The organism is Leucobacter exalbidus (assembly GCF_017834145.1).
Taxonomy (GTDB): Bacteria; Actinomycetota; Actinomycetes; order Actinomycetales; family Microbacteriaceae; genus Leucobacter; species Leucobacter exalbidus.
Map to the genome: position 1 here is coordinate 1,948,511 of NZ_JAFIDA010000001.1, position 17,445 is coordinate 1,965,955.

Here is a 17,445-nt window from a genome sequence, read left to right on the forward strand (position 1 = left end):
GGGAAGCCTTTCAAATGGAGAACTGGGTGGCCCGGTGCGCGGTGCCGCGGCGGCTGCCCGCAAACACCATGGCGGCCATAAGCAGCCACGATCCAACGATCGTGATGAAACTGAGGGCGGCCGCGAGCCGCACCTGCGATTGCCCCAGCTCAACGAGCAGGGTGGGGAAGGTGGTGTGCAGCAGCAGCGAGGCCATCACGAGCTCACCCGATGACATCATCACGACGAGCAGCGAGCCCGACACGATTGCGGGCCACAAGTTCGGCAGCACGACCCGAAAGAACGTGGTGAAGATGCCGCAGCCGAGGCTTTCGCTCGCCCGCATCAGGGTAGGCAGATCGAGCGCGCGCAGCCCCGAATCAATCGTGCGAAACATGAAGGGCAGCGTCATCAGCACGTAAAACGGCAGCAGGCTGTACAGGCTCACGAAGAACCCGGGGGCGAGCGGCCGCAGCACGAGATTCACGCCGCCCACGAGCGCAATCGCGGGGATCACGTAGGGCAGCAGCGAGGCCGTTTCGGCGGCGGGCAGCAGCTTGGGGGCGCGCAGGTGCATCCACACGAGCGTGGGAATCACGAGCGCGTACCCGATCACGACCGTGAGCAGTGTCAGCACCACCGTGTTAGTGACGGCCTTCACCGCTTTGGCCTCGCCAAAGAGTTCGAGCACCGGAGCGATCGTGAATCCGTCGACGACGTTGGTGAACCCGAAGACGCCCACCGACGCGAGCGGCAGAATTGCCACGACGAGAAACGTGATCAAGATGATGCGCGGCAGCGCATGCTTCGTGAAACTGCGCTTGGCGGCGAGCGGTGCCAGGGGCGCTGACGGCGCCGGCGGGGTGAACGGCCGAGGCTCTGCTGACAGGTCTTGCTGGGCGAACGGCGCAAGCAGATCCGGATCAACAAGCGCGCCCGCAGCGGGAGATGGGGTGTAAGTGGGCTGGGTCATGATCCGGCGCTCCATCGGGTTGCACGCTTGAGCAGCAGGCTTCGCAAGCCCATCGCGACCAGCATGATCGCGACCATGCCCGTGATCAGCGCGGAGGCGAGGCCCTGGTTGACGAGCACGTTGCCCGATAGGAAGAAGCCGATGAGAATCGGTACGAGGTTCGCGCCGCTGCCCGCCATGGCGTAGGCCGCGGCGTACCCGCTGAACGCGTTGGCGAACAGCAGCAAGAAGCCGCCCACGAGCGAGGGTGCGAGGATCGGCAGCGTCACCGTGAACAGGATGCGTGCGCGGCCCGCTCCGAGGCTCATGCCGCCGTCGAGCCATTCGCGCCGCACGCCCTGCAGCGCGGGAATAGACAGAATCGTCATCAGCGGGATTTGAAAATATAGGTAGGCGAGCACAATGCCCCAGAACGAGCTGACGGGAATCACCTGGTTGAGTTCGAAGCCAAACAGTTCGCGCAACCAGACCGTGAGGATGCCCTGCGCACCGATGAAGGCGATGAACGCGTACGCGAGCGGCGGGCCACCCATTTGTGAGGCGACGGCCGCGAGCGAGGTGACGCAGCGGTCGAGCCAGGCGGGCCCACGCAGATTGATGAGTGCCCAGCCGAGCACGAGGCCCACAATCGCGCCGATCACCGAGGTGACGAGCGAGAGGTTGATCGAGTTCATGAAGGCGTTGCGGTACTGCGCTTCACCCAGGGCGGCGAAGTTCGCGAGCGTGAATTCGCCCTCGGCGCCGATAAACGCCTTGGCCGTGGTCACGATCACGGGCACGACCAGAAACACACCGATGAAGAGGAAGTAGGGCAGCGTGCCGAGGGCGTTCACTGCGGCCCGCAGCCGCCAGCGCGGTGCAGCTGGTGCCGCGCCAGCGGCTGCGGGCTGCGCGGCGGGGGCAGCCCGGTGGGGCTGCCCCTCGCGTTCAGCGGTGAGGGTGTCGGGCATGAGCGTGCTAGAAGCCCGTCTTCGAGGCGACCTTTTCGCCCCAGCCGGCCATGATGGCTTCGGTGGCGGCGTCGTTCTCGCTCGGCGAGGGGAACACGATCTGCTCAACGATTTCGGCGGGCGGCAGCTGCTTCAGCACGTCGGCCGGAATCGCGTCGTTCTCGACGAGGGTCTGGTAGCGAGCGGGAATCGCGCCCGACTTCGCGTACGACACCGCTCCCTCATCGCTCAAGAGCCACTCGATCCAGAGGGCGCCTGCGTTCGGCTGCGGGCTATCGATCGTGAGCGGCTGCGCGTAGTAGGTGCCGAAGACGCCGTCTGACGGGGTCGCAACCTGCAGGTCAACGCCCGACTTGGCCATCTCCTCGACAATGCCGGGGAAGTTGAAGTTCCAGTCGAGCATGACCGCGGCTTCACCGGTCGACAGTGCCTGCGCGCCCGACTCTGCCGAGACAAGGTAGCCGTCGTCAGCGAGGCCCGCGAAGAATTCGATGCCCTTGCTGATGTCGTCGAGCGAGCCACCGTTTGCGAGGCCCGCGGCGAACACCGCGGCGAGCTGCGAGGCACCCTCGCGCGGGTCGCCGATGTAGATCTTGCCCTTGTACTGGGGATCCTTCAGGTCTTCCCATGTCTGAGGCACGTCGACCTCGTTCGCGTTGACGCCGATGCTCATGACACCGTAGTATGCGGCGGTCCAGTTGCCGTCGGCGTCCTTCAAATTCTCGGGGATCTCGTCGAACGTTGACGGCTTGTACGGTTCGATGAGATCTTCGTCGATGGCCTGCTTCGTGAACGTCGCGCCGATGTCAAGCACGTCGGGCTGCGTGGCCTGACCCTTGAGCGTGCGCACGGCTTCGAGCTCTTCTGCGCTCGAGCCGTCGGGGTTTGAGACCTCAACCTCAATGCCGAACTTCTCGGTGAAGCCCTCGAAAGATTCGCCGTAGTTCGCCCACGTCTTGGGGTAGGCGATGAGGTGCACCGAGCCCTCGTCTTTGGCGAACGTGGTGATCTCTTCGAGCGATGAGCCGAGCTCAGCCGAGGCTGCAGTTTCTGCTCCTGCAGCACTGCTGCATGCCGTGAGGCCGATGAGTCCAGCGGCAATTGCGGCCGCAATGAACATGCGAGCGCTGGAGGTCTTCGTCTGACGCAATGTGGGTTCTTTCTCTCAGAAAACTGATGACTATTTCAGTGTGAGAGGGCAACCTAACCGGTGAGCAACAACGGGGTTGCCACACGGTGAACAGCGCATGGAGGGTGGACGGGAGAGGAGCTCCCTCAGAGTGAGCCGCCACCCTCCAAAGATCGCTACCCGTGAGCGTCTATACCGCTTATGCCGCCTGGGCGACCATTCCCGTTGCCGCGGCCTCGTCGATCATGCGCGCCGCCTCATCCTCGGTCACCTGCAGCGCCAAGCTCAGCTCGACGGCGACGCGCGCACGGGCCTGGCGCAGCATCTGGCCCTCAGCCGATGCGGGAGGCTTCGGCCCGGCGAGGGTGATTTCGCGAATCACACGGCAGGTTTCTTTAATGTCGCCGCCGCTCAGTCGTTCGTTAAAATCCTTGATTCGGCGGGTCCACTGCAGGGGCTTGCCGCTGGGCGTTGCGGCGAGCAGGCCGAGATACTCAGACACCTGCTCGGGCGAGGAGACGGGGCGCAACCCGATCTCGTCTGCCCGGTGCACCGGCACCGCGATATCCAGGTCGATGGTGAGCACTCTGAGCTGCAGAAATGGGATCGTTTGACCGTTCACCTTGCGGTCGATGACCCCCTCCACCAGCACCGGGCCGTGGAAAGGGTGGACGATGGTCTGACCTTCGCTGAAGGGCACTCTTCACCTCGTACGTTAGGCGTAAATATCCGTCTCGTCATCTCTCGCCTGCGGGTCAGCAGGCGGAGTCGGCAACTGCGGCGTGGCTAGCGCCAGCGGGCACGGAACACTCTCACAAAGCATGGGCTTTGCACGAGTGCACTGCGAGTTCGACAGTTCCTATTGTATCGGGGCGCGCCGAAAAATGCCCGGTGCGGGCAGCAAAAAACGCGCGATGCAGGTTTCCCCCGCATCGCGCGTCTTATTGTGTGTACCGCGAGAACTTTAGTCGAGCAGCAGCGCCGGCTCCTCGAGCACCGAGGCCACGTCGGCCACGAAACGCGAGATCACGTCGCCGTCCACCACGCGGTGATCGAACGATCCGCCGACCGTGGTGACCATGCGCGGGCGCACCTCGCCGTCAACGACCCACGGCTTCAGCTTGATGGTGCCCATCGCCATGATGCCCACCTCGCCGGGGTTCAGAATGGGGGTACCGAAGTCCATGCCGAACACGCCAATGTTCGAGATGGTGATGGTGCCCTTCTGCATGTCGGCGGGCGGTGTGCGGCCGTCACGGGCCGTCAGCGTGAGCTGCTCGATCGCGCGCGCCAGGTCGAGCAGGCTGAGATCCTGCGCGTCCTTAATGTTGGGCACGATGAGGCCGCGCGGCGTTGCGGCCGCGATGCCGAGGTTCACGAAGTTGTGCCGAATGATCTCGGTTTCGGTGAACGACGAGTTGATCTCGGGGTTGCGGCGTACCGCCCACAGCATCGCCTTTGCGAAGATCAGCAATGGCGACACCTTCACGCCAGCAAAATCGGTGGACGACTTGAGGCGCTTCACGAACTCCATGGTGCGGGTCGCGTCGACGTCGGTAAATACGCTGACATGGGGAGCCTCGAACGCGCTCGTCACCATCGCCTGCGCGGTGATCTTGCGAATGCCCTTGAGGGGAATGCGCACCTCGCGCTCGGCGGCCGGCTCGGGCGTCTCGATGTTGCGAAACACCCGCACCTGCGATGCGTTGCGCACCACGTCATCGCGCAGAATCTCGCCCGCGATGCCCGTGCCCTCGATGCCGGCGAGGTCAACGCCGAGATCCTTCGCAAGCTTGCGAATCGGGGGCTTTGCGATCACCGGCGCGGCATCTGCCACGGGAATCACGCTGGGCTTCGAGGCCGCGAGCAGCGGTTCTCCGCCGCTGCGGCGGCGCGACTTCACTGCACCGCCCGTGCCGTAGCCGACGAGCACCGCGTTACCCGCGGGTGCCTCAGCAGCCGGAGCGGCAGCGTCAGCAGCAGGAGCGGCGGCCTGCGCGGGGGCCGCCGGTGCGGCAGCGGCCGGCTCAGCGGCCGACTCCCCTGCCACGGTGACGCGCAAGATGCCCTCGCCCACCGGCACGGTCTGTCCGATCTCGACCAGCAGCTCGGTGACCACGCCCGCGAAGGGCGACGGCAGCTCGACGAGCGACTTGGCGGTCTCGATCTCACAGATCACCTGGTTGAGGGTGACCGTGTCGCCGGGGGCGACGAACCAGCTGACGATCTCGGCCTCGGTGAGGCCCTCGCCTACGTCAGGGAGGGGGAAGGTCATCTCGCTCATGTCGGCTCCTTCGTGCGGTGCTGCAGGCAAACGCTGCGGCAGGGGTACTGTGGGTGGGTAGAAAAGTGGGCGGTACGCCGGGGCGTCCGCCTAGTAGTGCATGGTGCGGTCGACCGCTTCGAGGATGCGGTCGGCATCGGGCAAGAACACACCCTCAAGGTGTGCGGGCGGGAAGGGTACGTCGTAGCTCGATACCCGCAGCACGGGCGCTTCGAGCGAGTAGAACGCATGCTCGGCAACGTATGCGGCGATCTCGCTGCCGACGCTCGAATTACCCGAGGCCTCCTGCGCAACGACCAGGCGGCCGGTCTTGCGCACCGAGGCGAGCAGCGGCTCGTAATCGATGGGCGAGATGCTGCGCAGATCGACGACCTCGAGGCTCGTGCCCTCGGCGCCGGCCACCTCTGCGGCCTGCATCAGCGTGGTGACCATTGCGCCGTAGCCGACGACGGTGCAGTCGGTGCCGGTGCGGGCTACGCGGGCCGCGTGCAGCTCAGCGATGGGCTCTGCAAAGTTCACATCGCCCTTCTGCCAATACTTCGCCTTGGGCTCAAAAAACAGCACCGGATCAGGTGACTCGATCGCCTGCTGCATCATCCAATAGGCGTCGTTCGCGGTCGACGGGGCAACCACGCGCAGGCCCGGGGTGTGCGCAAAGTACGCCTCGGGGCTTTCTTGGTGGTGCTCGATCGCGCCGATGTGCCCGCCGTAGGGCACCCGAATCACAATCGGCATTTGGTAGGCGCCATCGTGGCGGCTCGTGATCTTGGCGAGCTGCGTGACGATCTGGTTGAAGGCGGGGAAGATGAAGCCGTCGAACTGAATCTCGATGACGGGGCGGTAGCCGCGCATTGCCAGCCCAATCGCGCTGCCCACAATGCCGGCTTCGGCGAGGGGGGTGTCGAGCACGCGAGCCGAACCGAACTCTTCCTGCAGCTTGTCGGTGACGCGAAAGACGCCGCCGAGGGGGCCGATGTCTTCGCCCATCAAGATGACCTTGTCGTTGGCGGTCATCGCCGCGCGCAGGCCCTCATTGATGGCCTTGGCGATGGGAAGCTCGCGCACCTGGGGTGCCGTAATCGTGGGGTCGCTCATGCTCCCGCCTCCTGATCTTCAAACGATGCTTCGTAGTGGGCGAGCCATTCACGCTGCTCTTCAATGCGAGGATGCGCCTCGGAGTATACGTTTGCGAACATCGAGTCAGCGTCAGGGGTGGGCAGGGTCAAGATGGCCTCGCGCACGCGCTTGGCCTCGTGGTCTGCGGCTTCGTGGGTCTCGGTGAAGAACTCCTCGGTGACCCCCAGTGAGCGAAGGTATGCCTCAAAGCGCATAAGCGGATCTTTGAGCTTCCACTCCTCGAGCTCTGACGCCTCACGGTAGCGGGTGGGGTCATCACTCGTGGTGTGCGCACCGATGCGGTAGGTGAGGGCCTCGATGTAGCCGGGGCCGCCGCCGTTGCGTGCCTCACGCAGGTACTTGCGCCCGACCGCGAATGCGGCGAGCGGGTCGTTGCCGTCGATCTGCACGGCACGCAGGCCGAAGCCGAGCGCGCGACGGTACAGCGGCGTGCGCGACTGACGCGCGACGGGCACCGAGATCGCCCAGCCGTTGTTCTGCACTACGAACACCTCGGGCGTCTGGTAGCTCGCCGCGAAGATCATCGACTCGTTCGAGTCGCCCTGGCTTGAGGTACCATCGCCGTAGAACACGATGGTGGCTTCGCCCGTTGAAGTCGCGGCCTCGCCAGCGTCGAGCTGCGTGCCGACCGGGTCGCCAGCGGCGGCAAGCCGCTGCTTCGCATCAAGCAGCTGCCCCAGCGCGTACCCGGTGGCGTGCTGCGTCTGCGCAGCGAGCACCAGCGTGTACAGGTGGAAGTTGCCGTTGGCGGGATCCGTGGGATCCCAGCCGCCGTGCGTGACCCCGCGAAACAGCGCGGCAATGCGCTCAAACGGCACACCGCGCACGTGACCGACGGTGTGCTCGCGGTATGCGGGGAAGATGTGGTCTTGGGGTTCGCTCGCGTGTGCGATGCCAACCTGGCAGCCTTCTTGGCCGACGCTCGGCACCCAGAGTGCGAGCTGGCCCTGGCGTTGCAGGTGCGTGCACTCGGTGTCGAAGGCGCGAGTCCACGCCATATCGCGGTACCACTGCTTGAAGTCGTCGACACCGACGCCCTCAAGTTCGGCCGCAAATTCTGCTGCCGAACCGGTGGGCGCATACGTGCCTGACTCGTCGAGAAAACGAATCGGCTCGGGGTCTATGCCTGTGTGCAGGGGTCCCGTTGGGGGGCGCTGGGCGCTCGAAGTAGTCTGCTCAGTCATCTAGGCCAGTGTAATCGGGCCCTATGCGCGCGGCCGGATATGCTCGGCGATCCGGGGTAAATTCCCGGTGAGTGCCGGGATCCGGATCATCGCGCTAGCGCGCGATCGTCGCGAGATGCGCGCGTATGATGCGCAGCACCTCGGGCAGGCTTTCGGGCTCGCCGATCGAGATGCGCACGCCGTGGCCGGGGAAGGGGCGCACGAGCGTTCCCGCCTCAGAGAAGTCTGCGGCGAGCGCCTGGGCACTGGGCACGCCGGCGCCAGATTCGGGGATCCACACGAAGTTGCCCTGTGCGGCGGGAATCTGCAGGCCAAGGTCGCGCAGCGCGGTCGCGAGTTCGTCGCGGCGTGCGGCGAGGGCGGCGATGCGGTCGTCGTTGGTGGCGCGGGCGGCGGGGGCGAGGGAGGCAATCGCGGCCGATTCGGCGATGCCGGTGACCGAGAGCGGAATGCCGACGCTGGCCGCGGCGGCGATGATCGAGGGCTCGCCGATGCCGTAGCCGATGCGCAGGCCGGCGAGGCCGTACGCCTTTGAGAAGGTGCGCAGCACGACGAGGTTCTTGTGCGCTCCGATGACATCGGCGCCGCGCACTGCCTCGGGGTCGGTGACGAATTCGGCGTAGGCCTCGTCGAGAATGACGAGCACGTCGGCGGGCACCCGCGCCATGAACCGGTCGAAGTCGCCGCGGCGAATGATCGGGCCCGTGGGGTTGTTGGGGGTGCACAGCAAGATCGCGCGGGTGCGGTCGGTGATCGCGTCGGCCATGGCGTCGAGGTCGTGCTCGCTGCGCTCAGTGAGCGGCACCCCGATGGCGGTGGCGCCCGAGGCGAGGCCCAGCGAGGGGTACGCCTCGAAGCTCGGCCAGGCGTGCAGGTACTCGTCGCCGGGGCCCGCGGCCGCCTGCACGAGCTGGAAGAGGATGGTGACTGACCCGGCGCCGAAGTGCACGTGGTCGGGGGAGACTGACCATTCGGCGGCGAGTAGGCCCCGCAGCTCGGTCATTGCGGCCGCCGCGTACCGGTTGCTGTCTTCGGCGCGGGCCGCGATCGCGGCAACGACCTCGGGGAGGGTGTCAAACGGGTTCTCGTTACTCGAGAGTTTGAAGCCGGGCTTCGTGGGCGCCGCCCCCTGTCGGTATGCGGGCACCGCGAGTACGCTCTCGCGGAGTTTGACGGGGGGAGTCGCCTGTTCGCTCATGAGCACCAGTGTAGTGATGGCGGGCCGCTGTTTTGTGCACGGGGCGGTGGCGGTCGCGTACCTGAGAGCCGGGTTCGTGGGGCAGTGGAAGAATAACCCCATGCGTACCATTATTCGAGTGCTCGTAGGCGCGTTCGCGCTGTGGCTGACCATCCTCTTCATGGGCGGCGAGGGTGATCAGCGCGTCTGGATCGTGCCGATCCCGTCTGACCACTTTCCACAGGTGCTCACGCTGCTGTTGGTGGCGCTCGTCTTTGGTCTCGTCAACAGCACGCTCGGCCGCATCGTGCGGTTCGTCTCGATTCCGCTGTACATCATCACGCTGGGGCTGTTCGGCCTGATTATCAACGGCGCGATGCTCGCGCTCGTCGCCTGGATCTCAGACCAGGTCGGTTTTGGCCTGCGCATCGAGACCTTCTGGTGGGGAGTCGTGGCGGCACTCGTGATGTCGATTCTGTCGGGCATCATGAACGCACTGCTCGGCACCAACAAGAAGAAGCGCCGCGGCGCATAAATCGCGGCCACGGCGCTCCGTTTCACCCGGCCCTCACGGTGGGCTGCTGCCGGTCGTTACCGGCAGCAGCGGCTCGCCTGGGGCCGGTCAGCTCGTTACCAACCGCTGAACGAGGCGTCCACAATGCTGGGCTTGCCATCACGCCAGCTGATGGAGCCCGAGAGCGATGAGTGGGCGGTGTCGAGCCGCGCACTCGCCGAGCTGCTGCGCACCTCGAACTCGTAGCTGTCAGTGGTGAAGTACTTTGCGTCGATCCCCGAGAAACTGCTCGGGTACTTCAGCACCCGCAGCTCAGATAGGCGCGTGTTGCGGGTGATGCTCGGGCAGGCCGCATCCATGTTGCTCGTGACGACCGAATTGCCGCCGATCGAGACGCAGCCGTCAGCGTAGCTCGTGGCCTGCGACAGGATCTCGGCCTCGAATGCCTCGTTGAGGAACGCGCTCAGCTCGACCGTGGCGAGCGAACCATCGAGCCTCGTGGTCAGCGACTGGCTGGTGCCCTCGAGGTAGGTGCCCAGATCGCCCGCGGCCACCGGGTACACACCGGGGTACACCCACACAGTGGTGGAATCTGCGCCCGTCATCGTTTCTGCGAGCAACACCTCGGTGCCCGCGAAATCAACCGCGGCCGGCACGTTGCCCGCGCTCACGGGCCCGGTGAGCGCGACGGTGGCTTCGACGACGAGCGGATCGTTGAGCTCCCACGTCTCGAGCACCAGCATCTCGTTGTCGCCGTGGTCGACCGTAAATTCGCGCTCGAATTCTTCGCCCGCGAGCGAGAGCTGCGCGATCACACGGGCACCCTCGGCATCGCGTTCAACGGTCTCGACCGAACGCACCAGCAGGCGCTCCTCGGCCGCACCGAGCACCTCGTCGGTGAGCAACGCATCGTTGTCGACGCCCGGGCTCACCAGCTTCGAGGCGGCCTGTGCCTTGCCGCTCGCGAGCAGGTCAAGATACTCCTCAACCTGCGCCGCCGGATCGCGGGAATCGTTCATCGATTTCACCGCAATAGCCGCACCGCCCGCAAGCAGCGCAACCCCCACGCCCACACTCACCCAGGTGATGAGGCGGCGCCGTGCCCTGCGCGACTCGGGGGTGGGTGCGGGGCGTGCCTGCGGCATCGGCAGCGGCCCGGCCGGTGGCCCCTGCGGCGGCGCCATCAAGCCCACCACGGGCGGGGCCAGCTGCGCGGGCGGAGTGCTCAACGGCGCGGTGGGCGGGGCAGCGGCCGGTGCAGCCATCGGTTGGCCCACGGGCGGCGGCATCGTGGGCGGCTCCCAGGCCCCCGTGGTCGGCGGCGCAATCTGGGGTGCGGGCGGCGCCGGAGGTGGGGGCGGCCCCGTCGGCGAAACCGTCGGCCCTTCAGACTGCGCGGGCACCGGGAGCGGCTGCGGGGGAAGCCAGGGCTTGGGTTCAGTCGGCGGGGGCTGCGTCATACGCCGAGCTTAGCAACGGGCACGCACCGCCCACCGATTCAGTGTGCACACCCCGCACGGGCACGAAATGGGCATGTGGGGGGATCCGGAGCGAGCCCATGAGCCGCCCCGGGCGCAGGCGGCCGCAGAGAGTGGGACAATAGGGGGAGCTTTGCCCGATATTCGCCGATTTGCACGGAGACATCATGACGCCTTTGCCCCCTCAGCCCATCAGCCCCCTCGACGGCCGGTATCGCGCCGCGGTCACCGAGCTTGGCAACACGCTTTCAGAAGCGGGCCTGAACAAGGCACGCGTGCACGTCGAGGTGGAGTGGCTGGCCTACCTCACCGAGCACTCGCTGCTGGGTGGGGCTCCGATGCCCGCCGAGCAGCTCGCGAGCCTGCGCGAGTGGGCCGCAAACTTCGGCCAGTCAGAAATTGACGAGCTAGCCGAGACCGAGAAGACCACGCAGCACGACGTCAAGGCCGTGGAGTACCTCGTGCGCGCACGCCTCGCGAAGCAGGGCCTGGGTCACCTCGCCGAGCTCACCCACGTGTGCTGCACCAGCGAAGATATCAACAACCTGTCATACGCGCTCACCGTGAAGCAGGCCGTCGCCGATGTGTGGCGCCCCCGCTTCGAGCGCGTCATCGCAGAGATCGCGCGCCAGGCCGAAGAGTACCGCGAGCTGCCCATGATGAGCCGCACGCACGGTCAGCCGGCGACGCCGACCACCCTGGGCAAGGAGCTCGCGGTGTTCGTCTACCGTCTCGAGCGCCAGCTCAACCAGATCGACGACAACGAGTACCTCGGTAAGTTTTCGGGCGCGACCGGCACGTTTGCCGCGCACCTCGCCGCAGACCCCGACACCGATTGGGCGCAGGTCTCGCAGGAGTTCGTTGAGGGCCTCGGCCTTGACTGGAACCCGCTGACCACGCAAATCGAGTCGCACGACTGGCAGGCCGAGCTCTACGGTCGCATCGCGCACGCCAACCGCATTCTGCACAACCTGGCCACCGATATCTGGAGCTACATCTCCATCGGCTACTTCCGCCAGATTCCCGTTGCGGGCGCCACCGGTTCTTCGACCATGCCCCACAAGGTGAACCCGATTCGCTTCGAGAACGCCGAGGCCAACCTCGAGCTCTCGAACGCGATTCTTGATTCGCTGTCTGAAACGCTCGTCACGAGCCGCTGGCAGCGCGACCTCACCGACTCGTCGGCACAGCGCAACATCGGTGTCGGCTTCGGTCACTCGGTGCTCGCCCTCGACAACATCCTCAAGGGCCTCGGCCAGATCTCGGCAGCGCCCGAGGTGCTCGCCGCTGATCTCGACTCAAACTGGGAGGTGCTCGGCGAGGCGATCCAGACGGTGATTCGCGCTGAGGTGGCCGCCGGCCGGTCAACGATCTCTGACCCGTACGCGGCACTCAAGGAGCTCACGCGCGGTCGCCGCATCGGCCAAGCCGAGCTCGTCGAGTTCGTCTCGGCGCTCGAAATTGGTGCCGAAGCGAAGCAGCGCCTGCTCGAACTGACGCCCGCCACCTACATCGGTGACGCTGTGCGTCTGGTTGATTTCCTGCAGCGCTAACCTCTCGCGGTTCGCTGGTGTGCGGTCCTGGGGTGCCCCTGGGGTCGCACACTAGCTCTCGCATCCGGCCTGGCCTCGTGTTTGATTGGGCCGCAGTTCGCCCCCTTCGCGGCACCCGTCTTGGGAGCCCCCGCAGGGGGCGAATTTTTGTGCACGGCTACGATGGATCCCATGGAGAGCTTCCCAAGCCAGAAGCGACGACGCTTCTCGGTCACCACCTTTCTCGACGAATTTTTCTTCATCGTCGCGGGGGTCGCGGCGGTGTGGCTCGGTTGGCTGCTGCTGAGCGACAGCCTCAGATTTGGCTGGTTCGGCATCCTCTATTTCTTCGTGTTCTGGGTGGTGCTCGCCTACCTCACCCTGCCGCGCCTGCACCGCATCCTCACGAACATCTACGTGCCCGACTACTTCATCGGCCGCACCCGCACGAGTGACGGGCTGCTCGGCGACCCCGTCAACCTCGCGCTGCGCGGCACTGAAGCCGATCTGCATGCGACCCTCGCGCGTGCCGGCTGGACCCGCGCCGACGACGTCACGCTGCGTTCGAGCCTGCGCATCGTCACCTCGACGGTGTCGCGCTCGAGCTACCCCGAAGCCCCGGTCAGCCCTCTGTTTCTCTTCGGCCGCATGCAGTCCTTTGCGTACCAGCAAGAGGTGGCTGGCAACCCGGCCAAGCGTCACCATGTGCGGTTCTGGCGCACTCCCGATGGCTGGCTACTGCCCGGCGGCGCCCTGGTCGACTGGCTGGCCGCGGGTACCTTTGACCGGGCCGTCGGCTTCTCGCTGTTTACGCTGCAAATCACGCACCGGATCGACGCCAACATTGACGTCGAACGCGATTTTGTGGTGCAGAGCCTTACCGCCGCAGGCCCCCACGTCAGCGTCGAGCACCTGCGCGATTTCTCCACGGGCTATCACTCGCGCAACGGTGGCGGCGATAGTGTGCACACGGATGGAGATCTGCCCATCATTGAAGTCGCTGCGGCAGCAACCGAAGCGATCGAAGGGGCGACGCACCATGGCTGAGTTGCAGCAGAAACGAAGCGCTGCGCCAGACGCGGCTTCGCAGCGGGATGACGCGGCGACCCCTGGTTCTAAGCGCCCCACGGTGCTCACGCTCGGTGCACTGCTCGTGTTTTTGCGCGCCGCGGGCGGAGTCATTTGGACAGTCAGCTTCATCCTGAATTGGCATCACGTAGCCAAGACGTACGACCTCGACAATGAGCTCGGTGCGGTGCTGTTCACGATCGTGTGCGTTACTGAGGCGATCTGGCTCGTGGTGCTCGTACTGCTGGCGTGGCTCGTGCTGCGTGGTTCTACGGTCGCGCGCATGCTCGTCATGGTGGGTTCGACGATCGGTATTTCGGTGGCCGCGTTCGACTATTTCACGGCCGGCCAAGAAATCACGATGCGCACCACGCTGTTGACGCTCACGCTCGATATTCTGCTGCTTTTGGCGTTGTCAAGCAGAGACACGCGCGCTTGGACCAGGGGTCGCAAGCGCGCGCGTCAGTTACCGCGTCGTAAGGCTTAGTGCCAAACGTCGTCGGGGCGCTGCAGATCTTTGCGGGCCGCTTCGTCTTCTGCGCTGGGCTTACCGCCCAGGCCGATGAGGGCGACCATCATGACGGTCACGATGAAGGCGACCGCCGCGAAGATTCCGCCGAGCACGATATCGCGCGTGGTGAGGAGAACAACTACGCCGGCAAAAACGGCGAGGACTGTCGAGAAGCCGACCAGCTCAAGCGGTCGCAGCCGGTCCTTGCGTGACGGGGTCACGGGCTCGGGAGTTGCGGCGGGCTCAGGTGTGCGAGGCATCGTGTGCTTTCTTGGCTATCAGCTAGGGGAGTTGGTGTCGAGAAGAGCGGAGGATTTGGCCGCAGCACCGCGACCATCAAAAGCTGAAATACCGAGGAATACGCCGGTGATAATCGCGTATGCGCCAAAGAATCCGACCACGGCTACGGGGTCTTCTCGTGCGAGCAGCGTAAACAGGGCGAGCAGTATGCCGGCGCCGCCGACGATCGTTGTGTCTTGGCGTACGCCCGGGTTTACTACGGCGCTCAAAAACTCGAGCAGCGAAGAAATCAGTGCCCACGCGGCGATCACCAGTGCATAACCCACCACCGACACCGTGAACGGTACGGCGATGGCTGCGGCTAGGCTAACGATGCCGAGCGAAAGCGCCACTCCGCTGCCCACGCGACCGCGGCAGACCATCGCGTGCGCCAGGTGAGCAAGTGCGATACCAGCCAGCCCGCACACGGTGACCGCCACATCGAACGCGAGGCGTTCGTGCTGGGTCGCTGTGAAGGTGATGGCCATGCCGACCGCGAGCAACATCGCCACACGAGTGAGACGGATAGCGCGCGGAGTCGCAGAATCAGGGGTCACCGATGTCACACTCTGAGATACAGCCGTGGTCATGAGGCCCCTTTCAACACATTTATTGTATCGCTTGCCCGCACCTGTCACCTGGGTGACGTGTGAGGCACGTTTAGATGCCGCTGGGCATGTCTTGGAATCTCGAGTAGTGACCCTGGAATGCGACGGTCACGGTGCCCGTGGGGCCGTTACGCTGCTTCGCAAGAATGAAGTCGGCCTCACCGGCGCGGGGGCTATCGCGGTCGCCCACGGCCTCGCGGTGCAGCAGGATCACCATATCGGCGTCTTGCTCGAGCGAGCCCGATTCACGCAGGTCGCTAATGGCGGGCATCTTGTCGGCGCGCTGCTCTGAGGCACGGTTCAGCTGTGACAGCGCAATCACGGGCACGTCGAGCTCTTTGGAGAGCAGTTTCAGTGCACGAGAGAACTCACTGACCTCTTGCTGGCGGCTCTCGACCTTTTTACCGCTCGACAGCAGCTGCAGGTAGTCAATGACGACCATGCGTAGACCGTGCTGCTGCTTCAGACGGCGGCACTTCGCGCGAATCTCAACGAGGGTGAGGTTGGGGCTGTCGTCGATGAACAGCGGCTTCTCGGCAATGCGCGCCTGGGTGGCGGCGAGCTTTTGAAAGTCACGGTTATCGAGCGTGCCCTTACGCAGGGTCTGCATGGGGATCGTGGCTTCGGCCGCGAGCAGACGCATCGCGATCTCGGCACGGCCCATCTCGAGCGAGAAGAAAACGGTGGGGGCGTCGGCGTGCACCGAAGCGTTGCGGGCGACATCGAGAGCAAGCGTCGACTTACCCATTGCGGGTCGCGCCGCGATGATGATCATCTGGCCGCCAGCAAAACCGTTCGTCATGGCGTCGAGCTCACTGAAGCCAGTGGGCACACCCATCATGCCGCCCGTGGCGCTGTTGGCCTTGTTAATTTCTTCAAGCGCCGCGTCGACCGCGAGCGACAGGGGGACATAGTCCTCGCCCTGGGCTTCGCCCGTGACACCGTAGATCTCAGACTGGGCAACGTTCACCAGGTCAATGGCTTCGCCCTCGCCCGCATAGCCCATCTGCACGATGCGGGTGCCCGCCTCAACGAGGCGACGCAGCAGCGCCTTCTCGGCGACGATCTCGGCGTAGAAGCTCGCGTTTGCCGCGGTCGGCACGATACTCGTGACCGTGTGCAGGTAATCCATACCGCCCGCGCGCTGCAGTTCACCGGCTTTGGTGAGCGCATCGGTGACAGTAATAACGTCGGTGGGTTCGCCGCGTGAGTAGAGCGACAGCACGGCTTCATAAATGACCTCGTGCTTGGGCACGTAGAAGTCGTTGCCCTTCAGGATGCCGGTGACGTCGGCGACCGCGTCCTTTGAGAGCAGCATGCCGCCGAGCGCACTCTGCTCGGCGAGGAGGTCGTAGGGCGGCGTGCGTTCGAAGCCGCGTGATTCTTCCTGCTCAAATTCGTCGGGGATCCCGAGGTGTGCGTTCGACACGCGACTGCTCCTTACACTGCAGATGGGGCGGTGCGCGCCCCGTGACTACTGGACCCCTCTGGTTCACGCTAGGCGTCAACAACAAAGAGGGCAACACCCACCAATTTAGCCTGTGGATAACTTTGTGCACAACTCCCGAGATTTCGCGGGATTCTGTCCACATGCTTGGGGATAACCTGTGGAGGAGTTTTATGCGACTCGCTAAAACTTGCTCTTGATCAGGTATTTACACTATCCACAGGGGAGAAAGTTATTCAACCTTCAGGCGTGAGGTGAAATGTTGTGTGCTGTGCATCATTGTGGAGAACTCGTACACATATTCGGATCATCCACACGCGACAGCACCGAGCTTCACCGGTACTACTTCATGCGCTGTTCTCTTAATATTGAGGGGAGAAAACGCAAACGGGGCGACAGTTCCATACAGAACCATCGCCCCGAGAGGCTGCTACTGAGCGGGATTAGCGCTGAGCAATAACCTGCAGCGTGATCCGCGCGTCAACGCCCTCGTGCAGGTGCACGACAGCCTTGTACTCGCCAGTCGTCTTGATCGCGGGAAGCACGACCTTACGCTTGTCGATCTCGCCGATGCCGGCTTCCGATACGGCTGCAGCCACCGAAGCGGGCTTTACCGAACCGAACAGGCGTCCACCAACGCCAGCCTTAGCGAACAGACGGATCTTGCCGTCCTGGAGCTTCGCCTTGAGCGCCTGAGCGTCCTCGGCCGAAGCGAGCGCACGTGCGTCGCGAGCTGCGCGCAACAGCGCAACCTGAGCTTCGCCACCGCGGGTCCAGTGGGCCGCGAAGCCCTGAGGAACCAGGTAGTTACGTGCGTAACCGGTCTTGACGTCAACAACGTCACCGGCGGATCCGAGGCCCTGGACCTCGTGAGTAAGAATTACCTTCGCCATGATTGCGCTTCTCCTTAGCGGCCAGAGCCGGCGTAGGGGAGGAGTGCCATCTCGCGGGCGTTCTTCACGGCCTTCGCGATCAGTCGCTGCTCCTGGACGGACACACCGGTGATACGGCGGGCGCGGATCTTTCCACGCTCAGAGATGAACTTGCGCAGCGTTGCGACATCTTTGTAATCGATGACGCCGACGGTCTGCTTTTTAGCGGGTGCGATGGTCTTCGCGTTCTTGCCGCGAGTCGGCTTGCGGCTTGCGCCGCTAGACTTGCCTGCCATTTTGGTCTCTTTTCGTGATGCGTTCCG

Annotated in this window: 19 protein-coding genes; 5 read left to right on the forward strand and 14 right to left on the reverse strand. The window is 64.8% G+C overall.

Features of this window, described 5'->3' with window-relative positions:
* Window positions 1-10 precede the first annotated feature (10 nt).
* The 8 genes from JOF28_RS08760 to JOF28_RS08795 form a co-directional block, all read right to left on the reverse strand.
* A complete protein-coding gene (locus JOF28_RS08760; protein ID WP_209705410.1) occupies window positions 11-952 on the reverse strand; it encodes an ABC transporter permease in 942 nt (313 codons plus the stop codon).
* Entirely contained in the window at window positions 949-1,902 is a 954-nt protein-coding gene (locus JOF28_RS08765; RefSeq protein ID WP_209705411.1) for an ABC transporter permease, read from the reverse strand. The genes JOF28_RS08760 and JOF28_RS08765 overlap by 4 nt, the downstream gene beginning before the upstream one ends.
* A 7-nt stretch (window positions 1,903-1,909) precedes the next feature.
* On the reverse strand, window positions 1,910-3,052 hold the full coding sequence (locus JOF28_RS08770; protein ID WP_209705412.1) for an ABC transporter substrate-binding protein: 1,143 nt from the start codon (window positions 3,050-3,052) through the stop codon (window positions 1,910-1,912).
* A gap of 178 nt (window positions 3,053-3,230) precedes the next feature.
* Entirely contained in the window at window positions 3,231-3,731 is a 501-nt protein-coding gene (locus JOF28_RS08775) for a CarD family transcriptional regulator (RefSeq protein ID WP_209705413.1), read from the reverse strand.
* Between the two features lie 264 nt (window positions 3,732-3,995).
* A complete protein-coding gene (locus JOF28_RS08780) occupies window positions 3,996-5,315 on the reverse strand; it encodes a dihydrolipoamide acetyltransferase family protein (protein ID WP_209705414.1) in 1,320 nt (439 codons plus the stop codon).
* Between the two features lie 90 nt (window positions 5,316-5,405).
* Window positions 5,406-6,410: an alpha-ketoacid dehydrogenase subunit beta gene (locus JOF28_RS08785; protein ID WP_209705415.1), complete on the reverse strand. Its 1,005-nt coding sequence runs from the start codon at window positions 6,408-6,410 to the stop codon at window positions 5,406-5,408.
* The gene (locus JOF28_RS08790) at window positions 6,407-7,636 is read right to left on the reverse strand and encodes a thiamine pyrophosphate-dependent enzyme (protein ID WP_209705416.1); all 1,230 of its coding nucleotides are present in this window, start codon (window positions 7,634-7,636) and stop codon (window positions 6,407-6,409) included. Before JOF28_RS08790 ends, JOF28_RS08785 begins: the two co-directional genes overlap by 4 nt.
* A 94-nt stretch (window positions 7,637-7,730) precedes the next feature.
* Entirely contained in the window at window positions 7,731-8,834 is a 1,104-nt protein-coding gene (locus JOF28_RS08795) for a histidinol-phosphate transaminase (protein WP_209705417.1), read from the reverse strand.
* A 100-nt stretch (window positions 8,835-8,934) separates the two neighbouring features.
* Between JOF28_RS08795 and JOF28_RS08800 the strand changes: the two genes are divergently transcribed.
* On the forward strand, window positions 8,935-9,348 hold the full coding sequence (locus JOF28_RS08800) for a phage holin family protein (RefSeq protein ID WP_209705418.1): 414 nt from the start codon (window positions 8,935-8,937) through the stop codon (window positions 9,346-9,348).
* Window positions 9,349-9,443: 95 nt separating this feature from the next.
* Here JOF28_RS08800 and JOF28_RS08805 read toward each other — a convergent pair whose 3' ends face one another.
* Window positions 9,444-10,346, reverse strand: a complete 903-nt coding sequence (locus JOF28_RS08805) for a hypothetical protein (RefSeq protein WP_209705419.1) — start codon at window positions 10,344-10,346, stop codon at window positions 9,444-9,446.
* Window positions 10,347-10,410: 64 nt separating this feature from the next.
* Here JOF28_RS08805 and JOF28_RS14705 point away from each other — a divergent pair, with 64 nt between their 5' ends.
* The 4 genes from JOF28_RS14705 (at window position 10,411) to JOF28_RS08825 (ending at window position 13,892) form a co-directional block, all read left to right on the forward strand.
* Complete coding sequence (locus JOF28_RS14705; protein WP_209705420.1) at window positions 10,411-10,800, forward strand: hypothetical protein; 390 nt, start codon at window positions 10,411-10,413, stop codon at window positions 10,798-10,800.
* 172 nt (window positions 10,801-10,972) lie between these two features.
* On the forward strand, window positions 10,973-12,358 hold the full coding sequence (purB, locus tag JOF28_RS08815; RefSeq protein WP_209705421.1) for an adenylosuccinate lyase: 1,386 nt from the start codon (window positions 10,973-10,975) through the stop codon (window positions 12,356-12,358).
* A 171-nt stretch (window positions 12,359-12,529) separates the two neighbouring features.
* Window positions 12,530-13,384, forward strand: a complete 855-nt coding sequence (locus JOF28_RS08820; protein WP_245189914.1) for an LssY C-terminal domain-containing protein — start codon at window positions 12,530-12,532, stop codon at window positions 13,382-13,384.
* Window positions 13,377-13,892 carry a hypothetical protein gene (locus JOF28_RS08825; RefSeq protein ID WP_209705423.1) on the forward strand — a complete coding sequence of 172 codons (516 nt, stop codon included), beginning with the start codon at window positions 13,377-13,379 and terminating at the stop codon, window positions 13,890-13,892. Before JOF28_RS08820 ends, JOF28_RS08825 begins: the two co-directional genes overlap by 8 nt.
* Here JOF28_RS08825 and JOF28_RS08830 read toward each other — a convergent pair.
* The 5 genes from JOF28_RS08830 to rpsR form a co-directional block, all read right to left on the reverse strand.
* Complete coding sequence (locus tag JOF28_RS08830) at window positions 13,889-14,176, reverse strand: ABC transporter ATP-binding protein (RefSeq protein ID WP_209705424.1); 288 nt, start codon at window positions 14,174-14,176, stop codon at window positions 13,889-13,891. The genes JOF28_RS08825 and JOF28_RS08830 overlap by 4 nt on opposite strands.
* Before the next feature lie 18 nt (window positions 14,177-14,194).
* Window positions 14,195-14,785, reverse strand: a complete 591-nt coding sequence (locus JOF28_RS08835) for a hypothetical protein (RefSeq protein WP_209705425.1) — start codon at window positions 14,783-14,785, stop codon at window positions 14,195-14,197.
* A gap of 70 nt (window positions 14,786-14,855) precedes the next feature.
* Entirely contained in the window at window positions 14,856-16,232 is a 1,377-nt protein-coding gene (gene dnaB / locus JOF28_RS08840; protein WP_209705426.1) for a replicative DNA helicase, read from the reverse strand.
* A gap of 461 nt (window positions 16,233-16,693) precedes the next feature.
* Window positions 16,694-17,143 (reverse strand): 50S ribosomal protein L9, encoded by a 450-nt coding sequence (gene rplI, locus JOF28_RS08845; protein WP_209705427.1) that lies wholly within the window; start codon window positions 17,141-17,143, stop codon window positions 16,694-16,696.
* Window positions 17,144-17,157: 14 nt separating this feature from the next.
* Complete coding sequence (gene rpsR, locus JOF28_RS08850) at window positions 17,158-17,418, reverse strand: 30S ribosomal protein S18 (RefSeq protein WP_209705428.1); 261 nt, start codon at window positions 17,416-17,418, stop codon at window positions 17,158-17,160.
* Window positions 17,419-17,445 lie beyond the last annotated feature (27 nt).